The organism is Halochromatium sp. (assembly GCF_054919635.1).
Window position 1 is genome coordinate 1 of sequence record NZ_JBUDPI010000249.1, and the last position, 5,920, is coordinate 5,920.

The following is a 5,920-nucleotide window of genomic DNA, read 5'->3' on the forward strand; positions in this document are numbered from 1 at the left end:
GCACAACATCCTCAAGCAGGTGCTCGACGCGGCGAATTCGGGGATGCTGGAGCCGGACACCTTTTTCGACAATCTGCGCTCGCTGGCGGCGCAGTACGCCCGCGACCCGAACCAGGCCAATCGCGCGGAGGCCAAATCCCTCGCCGATCTCGGCCTCTTGAGCGAGTATCTAGAGGGCCTGCCGTATCAGAGCGATGTCATGCGCGTCGACCTGGACACCTGGTCGCGTTGGGGGGCACAGCGCCAGCTCGATTTCATGACCCGAGTGAAGTCGAAACTCCGTCTCTATGAGCGCTACAACGCCGATACCGACCGCTGGGTTAGCCTGGCCGAGGGCAGCCCGCCCGGCGAGCACGTCTACCCAGTGCCGCTACAGGACCTGCCCTAAGCGCTCGCGGTGCACCTTAGATCATGACCCCCATCAGGAAGACGCCGCGGGTCACACGCGTACCCCTGTCGATGCCTCGTGCGCCCGACCTGGTGACTGGGATAGCATCCGGCACGGCCAATCCTATGGCGAAAGCCACAGCGACGGCCTCAAGGTTATTGGATGTGCGCGATTTGCGCTGCCAGCGCGGCAGGGGGCCGGATGCCTATCGGGTCAGCCTGCCTCGACTGCGGCTAAGTGCGGGTGACGTCGTCGCCATCACCGGCGCCAGCGGCAGCGGCAAGAGTACGCTGTTGGAGGTGCTCGGGCTGGTCGCTCCACCGCTGCCGGGGGCTAATCTGCGCTGGCTGGCGGCTGATCCGCCGATCGACCTGATGGCCCTCTGGCAGCGCAACGCCGAGAGCCCGCTCGCGCGGCTGCGCGCCGCTCAGATCGGTTTCGTGATGCAAACCGGCGGTCTGCTGCCCTTTCTCAGTGTGCGCGATAACCTGCTCATCAACCGCCGACTGCTTGGTCTGTCAGTGGCCAATCCTTGGCTGCACCGGCTCATCGAGCAGCTCGAGCTTGGAGCGCTGCTGCAGGCCTTACCGGCGCGGCTTTCGGTGGGACAGCAGCAGCGCGCGTCGATCGCGCGGGCGCTGGCGCATCGGCCGGCGCTGCTGTTGGCGGATGAACCCACCTCGGCGCTCGATCCGAGTCTGGCCGGTCGTGTGCTGGCGCTGTTGTTGGACTCCGCCGCCGAGTCCGGCACTGCGGTGGTGATCGCCACCCATGAGCAGGAGCGCGTGCGCGCGCTTGGACTGCGCGAGCTGAAAGCAGAGATCGTCGAGAGCACTGCTGACGAGGGTCGCTCGGAAGCGCGCTTCTTGGAGGCCTCGGCATGACTGCAGAAACAGCGGCTAAGGCGGCTGCTGGTGTGGCAGCTGGGGCGCCACCTGGCCTTAGCCTAGTCCGAGCGAGCCGAGAAATCTGGCGGCTCGCCTGGAAGGATCTCTGGCACGATCGGCGCACGATGGCGGTGTTCGTGCTGACCGTGGCCGCAATCCTCGCGCCGCTGTTATTGCTGCTCGGACTCAAGAACGGCGCCATGATGCAGTTGCGTGAGACGCTGATCAGTGATCCGCGTAATCTCGAGGTGATTATCTATGGGAGCGCGCGCCTGCCGCAGGCTTGGTTCGCCGAGCTTGCCACCCGCGAGGAGGTGGCATTTGTAGTGCCGAAGACCCGCACCATCAATGCCAGCGTTGACCTGTTAGATGACCAGCGGCGTCTGCTGAGCGCGATCGAACTGCTGCCGACTGGTGCCGGTGATCCGCTGCTGCCGGTCGGCACCCGGCTGCCTGAAGATCCACAGCAGGTGCTGATCACCGCCACCTTGGCTGAGCAGCTAGGGCTCGGCGACAGGGGACTGAGCGATGCCGGTCCAAGCCATGCCCGGCAGAGCGATAAGCGGCTCGGCGATATCAGGTCAAGCGAGGCGGGGCTCGGCCATGCCGGGCTGGGTAATGCACAGCCAACCGATTCGGGACTCGGCGCCAGACTCGATGATGCGGCGGGCGATCCCGTGATCACGGCCGTGATCAAACGCTCGCTCAATGGCGAGCGCCAACATACGCGCCTGCCGTTAACGGTGGTGGGTATCGTCCCAGAGCGCGCATTCGCGCGCGCGGCGATCTTTGCACAGCCGGCGCTGTTGGTGGCCACAGAGGATTATCGCGATGGCGTCATCGAACTCGCTGGCGACCAGCCGATCTCAACGGAGAGCCTGCGCCAGCGCGAGGAGTTCGCCAATGCCCGGCTCTATGCGCGCAACCTCGAGGCCGTCGCGCCGCTGGCCGAGCAGCTGCGTCGAACCGGGATCGAGATTCGCACCCAGGCCGAGCGCATCGCAACGGTACAGGCGCTGGATCGGACCTTTTCGTTTCTGTTTCGGGTCACCGCGACCATCGGTGGCATCGGTTGTGCGTTGGCGCTTGGCGGTGCGCTCTGGCTCAACGCCGATCGCAAACGCCGCGCCCTGGCCATGCTGCGCCTGTTTGGTTTCGGGCGCTTTGCGGTGGCATTGCTGCCGGTGCTGCAAGCCCTGATCGTCGCGCTGGGGGGGCTGATCTTGGCGTTGCTGTTTTTTGCCGCAGGGGCGAGCGTCTTCAACCTGGTTTTGGGCGAGAATCTGCCTGTCGGCGGCTATGTCAGCCGACTCAGCGCGATGGACATGGTGATGGCGACTGGTTGGATGCTGCTCCTCGCCTTGATGGCGGCGGGCGCCGCCGCTTGGCACAGCGCCAGGGTGGCGCCAGCGGAGGGACTCCGTGATGTTCTCTAATAGGCGCGCGATGATGAACGTGAAAGGGCGAAACATGGGCGAAGGGTCTGCTAAATCAGTAAAGCGACCTGGCCGATTCCGAGGATGGCGGCTATTTGCGTTGGCCCTGTTGGCGCCGCTTGGCATGGGGGTGGCCGCTGCAGGCGATGCCGACGCGACGGTGACATGGGATGAAACACTCTACAATCCAAAGCCCGCTGCTGGGGACCTGTTGGTGCCGATGCCCTGTGGTGGCGCAATGACGTTTCGGGCCGTTGGCACCACAGGCGACAGCAGCGGCTCGGGTCCATTGCGCGATAAGGTGGTTGAGCTGGGCAGTGACGCCGAGGAGACTGGTTATGCGGAATATCGCCGGCTGGCGCCCATCGCGGGCAGCTTCGCGCTCGAGCCTTCCGAGGCTCAGGATGGGGAGACGGAACGCAGCCTGCTGATCGGTAAGTACGAGGTCAGTGGCCTGCAGTACAAAGCGGTCATGGCGCAGGCGCAAGGACAGCCCTGTCCGCAGCCGTCGAATGAGGGGCGCATGCCCTACGCCAATGTGAGTTGGCACGCTGCGGTGAACTTTTCTCATGCCTGGTCGCTCTGGCTGCGCGAGCAGGCCGAACAGCTCGCGGATTGCAGCGCAGGGGAGCAGCCTTGCCTGCCGCGCGTCGATGGCGAACCGGCCTTCGTGCGTCTGCCCACCGAGGCAGAGTGGGAGTACGTCGCTCGCGGCGGTGATCTAGTGAGTCCGGCAGCATTTCGCGAGCCACGTTTCCCGATGCCCGAGGGCATGGCGCGCTATGTCTGGTTCAACGAGAGTGCGGAAGGGCGGGTGCGACCGCTCGGCGTGTTGGAGCCGAACCCAGCCGGCGTGCACGACATCCTCGGCAATCTTGAAGAGATCGTGCTCGAGCCGTTTCAGTTGCGGCGTCTCGAGCGCGCCCACGGGCGGCCCGGTGGCTACGTTGTGCGCGGCGGCAGCATTCACTCCCCGGCGGATGAGATTCGCACCTCGCTGCGTCGCGAAGTGCCGCTCTACGATGAACGCGGCGCCGTCGTGACTACCGATACCGGATTCCGCGTGTTGTTGTCGACGCCGGTGCTCACCAGCGCCGAGCGCCTCGCCGCGGTGCGCGCTGCATGGTCGGACTTGGGCACCGATGTGGCGAGTGCCGATATCAATATTGATGCCGATGCCGATGCTGGTGCTGGTGCTGGTGCTGGCGAAGCGCTGGAGCCAGCGCCGACAGCGCAGCGCGCTTCTGAACCATCCGCACCATCGGCAGCGCCCGCACAGGCCTTGAGCGCCGAGCCCTATGATGATCCGGTGATGGAGCTCAGTCATCTCGCGCGGGTGATGTCCGACGACGCCATGACCGGGCGTTTAGAGCGTCTCCGTGGCGTGATTGCGGCGAACGCCGAGCGTCTGTTCGAGCAGCGCGCGCGCAGTGCGCGTGAAGCCTTGCGCTTTGGCGGCTTGTTGTGCCAAAAGCTGGCCGATGAGGGGATGAATATGGAACTGCGCGAGCAGCGCGTTGCGCTCTGCACAAAGAGCAGTGGCGCGGATGCCCCGCGTTGCACCGCGCTCGCCGAGCGGTTTCAGTCCGAGCGCGACGCCTTTGATTTCAACACGGGCTTTTATGCCGATACCATCATTCGCACGGCAAGAACCTACCCGGACGACTTGAAGGTACTCGAGACCGAGCTGGCGGGATTAAAGGCCGAGATTGCTGCTCGCGGACATACGTCCCTGAGCGCGTATCCAGCCAGCTTCCACGCCGGGGTCTTGGAATATGCCAACAAGGGGCGCGTGCGCCGAGAGCAATGGCTCAAGGCGTGTTTAGCGGTCGGGCGTGACTTAGTGAAGGACTAGCTCACTGGACTAGCCTACGGCCGCGGCTTGCCGAACGCTATTCACTGCTGACTTTGTGACGATTGAAACGGACAGGAGAGACATCGATGGGACAGTTCGCTAGACGCTATTCTGCAGTAACGACGCTCAGCTACCTCGTTGTTGCCACCTCGTTGACGGGCTTGAGCGGTTGCATGGCGACCATGCCGAGCAGCAGCAGTAGTGGCGCTGGTTACGCCGGCTATAGCCCAGCTAGTTATACGCCAGCGGAACAGGATCTGCGCCAGCAGTCGCAATTATTCAGCAAGACATCCATGCAGGGCTGCGTCGCGGGTGCCGCAGCGGGCGCATTGCTCGGCTTGCTCATCGATAGCATGCAGAACGATGGCCGCAACAATAGCCGACGCGATAAGATGCTGATTGGCGCCGCTAGTGGTTGCGCCGCAGGCATGGCCGCGAATGCCTATGTGCAGAACAAGCGTAGCCAATACCGAAACAGCGAGGCGCGTATCAATGCGATGATTGTCGAGGTCCGCAATGATAACCAGCGGCTGTCGAATCTAGTCGCGACGACTCGCGAGGTGATTGCCGATGACAAGCGCCGCATCGCCGAGGTGAATCGCCAATATCGCGACAAGCAAATCTCCGCCAACGAGGCGCGCGCGCAGCTGGCACGCGTGAAGGACAATCGGCGCTTGCTTGACAATACCATCGATGGCGCGAGGGAAAAGGAGGCCAACTGGCGCGAGATCGCAGCGATCGAAAAACGTGACGGCGTTCAGACCGCGCGGCTTGATGCCGAGATTAACCAGTATAAGAAACAGGTGGCGGCACTCGAGGCAGAAAGGGCGCTGATGGATCGCGAGATCGCGGCGAGTCCAGCAGCGGCATGATGGAGCAATGTTCGATGAAACCGGTGCTGAGCCCCGTCGCCATCCTGATGGCTTTGCTACCTGCGCTACTCCTAGTCAGTTGCGCAACAACGCCTGACCAATGTAACCCCAATCATCCTGACTTCTTTAATAATGTCAGCTGTCTTGGCTCGGGCGCTTATGCTCAACGCCAGCGCAATCTGGAGTCAACGCTCGCCTCCGAGCGCAGCCGAAATCGAGCCTTCCAGACCTTGGTCGCCGATCTGCAAACCGAGCAGTCGGCGGTGCGCTCCGATCTGCGCTCGACGCAGGCGGCCTTGCAGCGCGCCGATGCCAACTGGCGTCAAATTAGAGCCAGTCTTGCTGCGGAGACGAGGGCGAGTCCCGCGCTGGCAACGCGCGTGCGGCAGATCGATGACGATTTCGCTAGCGTTCAAGCCGGCAAGGTCGCCGAACGCAATGCGTTGGCCAATCAGGTGAAGTTGCTCCTGCAGGAGCTGGAT

At 63.6% G+C, this 5,920-nt stretch carries 5 protein-coding genes and 1 pseudogene; all 6 read left to right on the forward strand.

Annotation, left to right across the window (positions count from 1 at the left end; all coding sequences use genetic code 11):
- Window positions 1–388 (forward strand): annotated as a pseudogene (locus ACY693_RS13875) (vWA domain-containing protein); the annotation flags it as partial.
- Between the two features lie 125 nt (window positions 389–513).
- On the forward strand, window positions 514–1,272 hold the full coding sequence (locus tag ACY693_RS13880) for an ABC transporter ATP-binding protein (protein ID WP_462322416.1): 759 nt from the start codon (window positions 514–516) through the stop codon (window positions 1,270–1,272).
- Window positions 1,269–2,711, forward strand: a complete 1,443-nt coding sequence (locus tag ACY693_RS13885; protein ID WP_462322417.1) for an FtsX-like permease family protein — start codon at window positions 1,269–1,271, stop codon at window positions 2,709–2,711. The genes ACY693_RS13880 and ACY693_RS13885 overlap by 4 nt, the downstream gene beginning before the upstream one ends.
- A 100-nt stretch (window positions 2,712–2,811) precedes the next feature.
- Window positions 2,812–4,566: a formylglycine-generating enzyme family protein gene (locus tag ACY693_RS13890; protein WP_462322418.1), complete on the forward strand. Its 1,755-nt coding sequence runs from the start codon at window positions 2,812–2,814 to the stop codon at window positions 4,564–4,566.
- Between the two features lie 86 nt (window positions 4,567–4,652).
- Window positions 4,653–5,438 carry a zinc ribbon domain-containing protein gene (locus ACY693_RS13895; RefSeq protein WP_462322419.1) on the forward strand — a complete coding sequence of 262 codons (786 nt, stop codon included), beginning with the start codon at window positions 4,653–4,655 and terminating at the stop codon, window positions 5,436–5,438.
- 14 nt (window positions 5,439–5,452) lie between these two features.
- A partial coding sequence (locus tag ACY693_RS13900) for a hypothetical protein (protein WP_462322420.1) occupies window positions 5,453–5,920 on the forward strand: 468 nt, incomplete at its 3' end.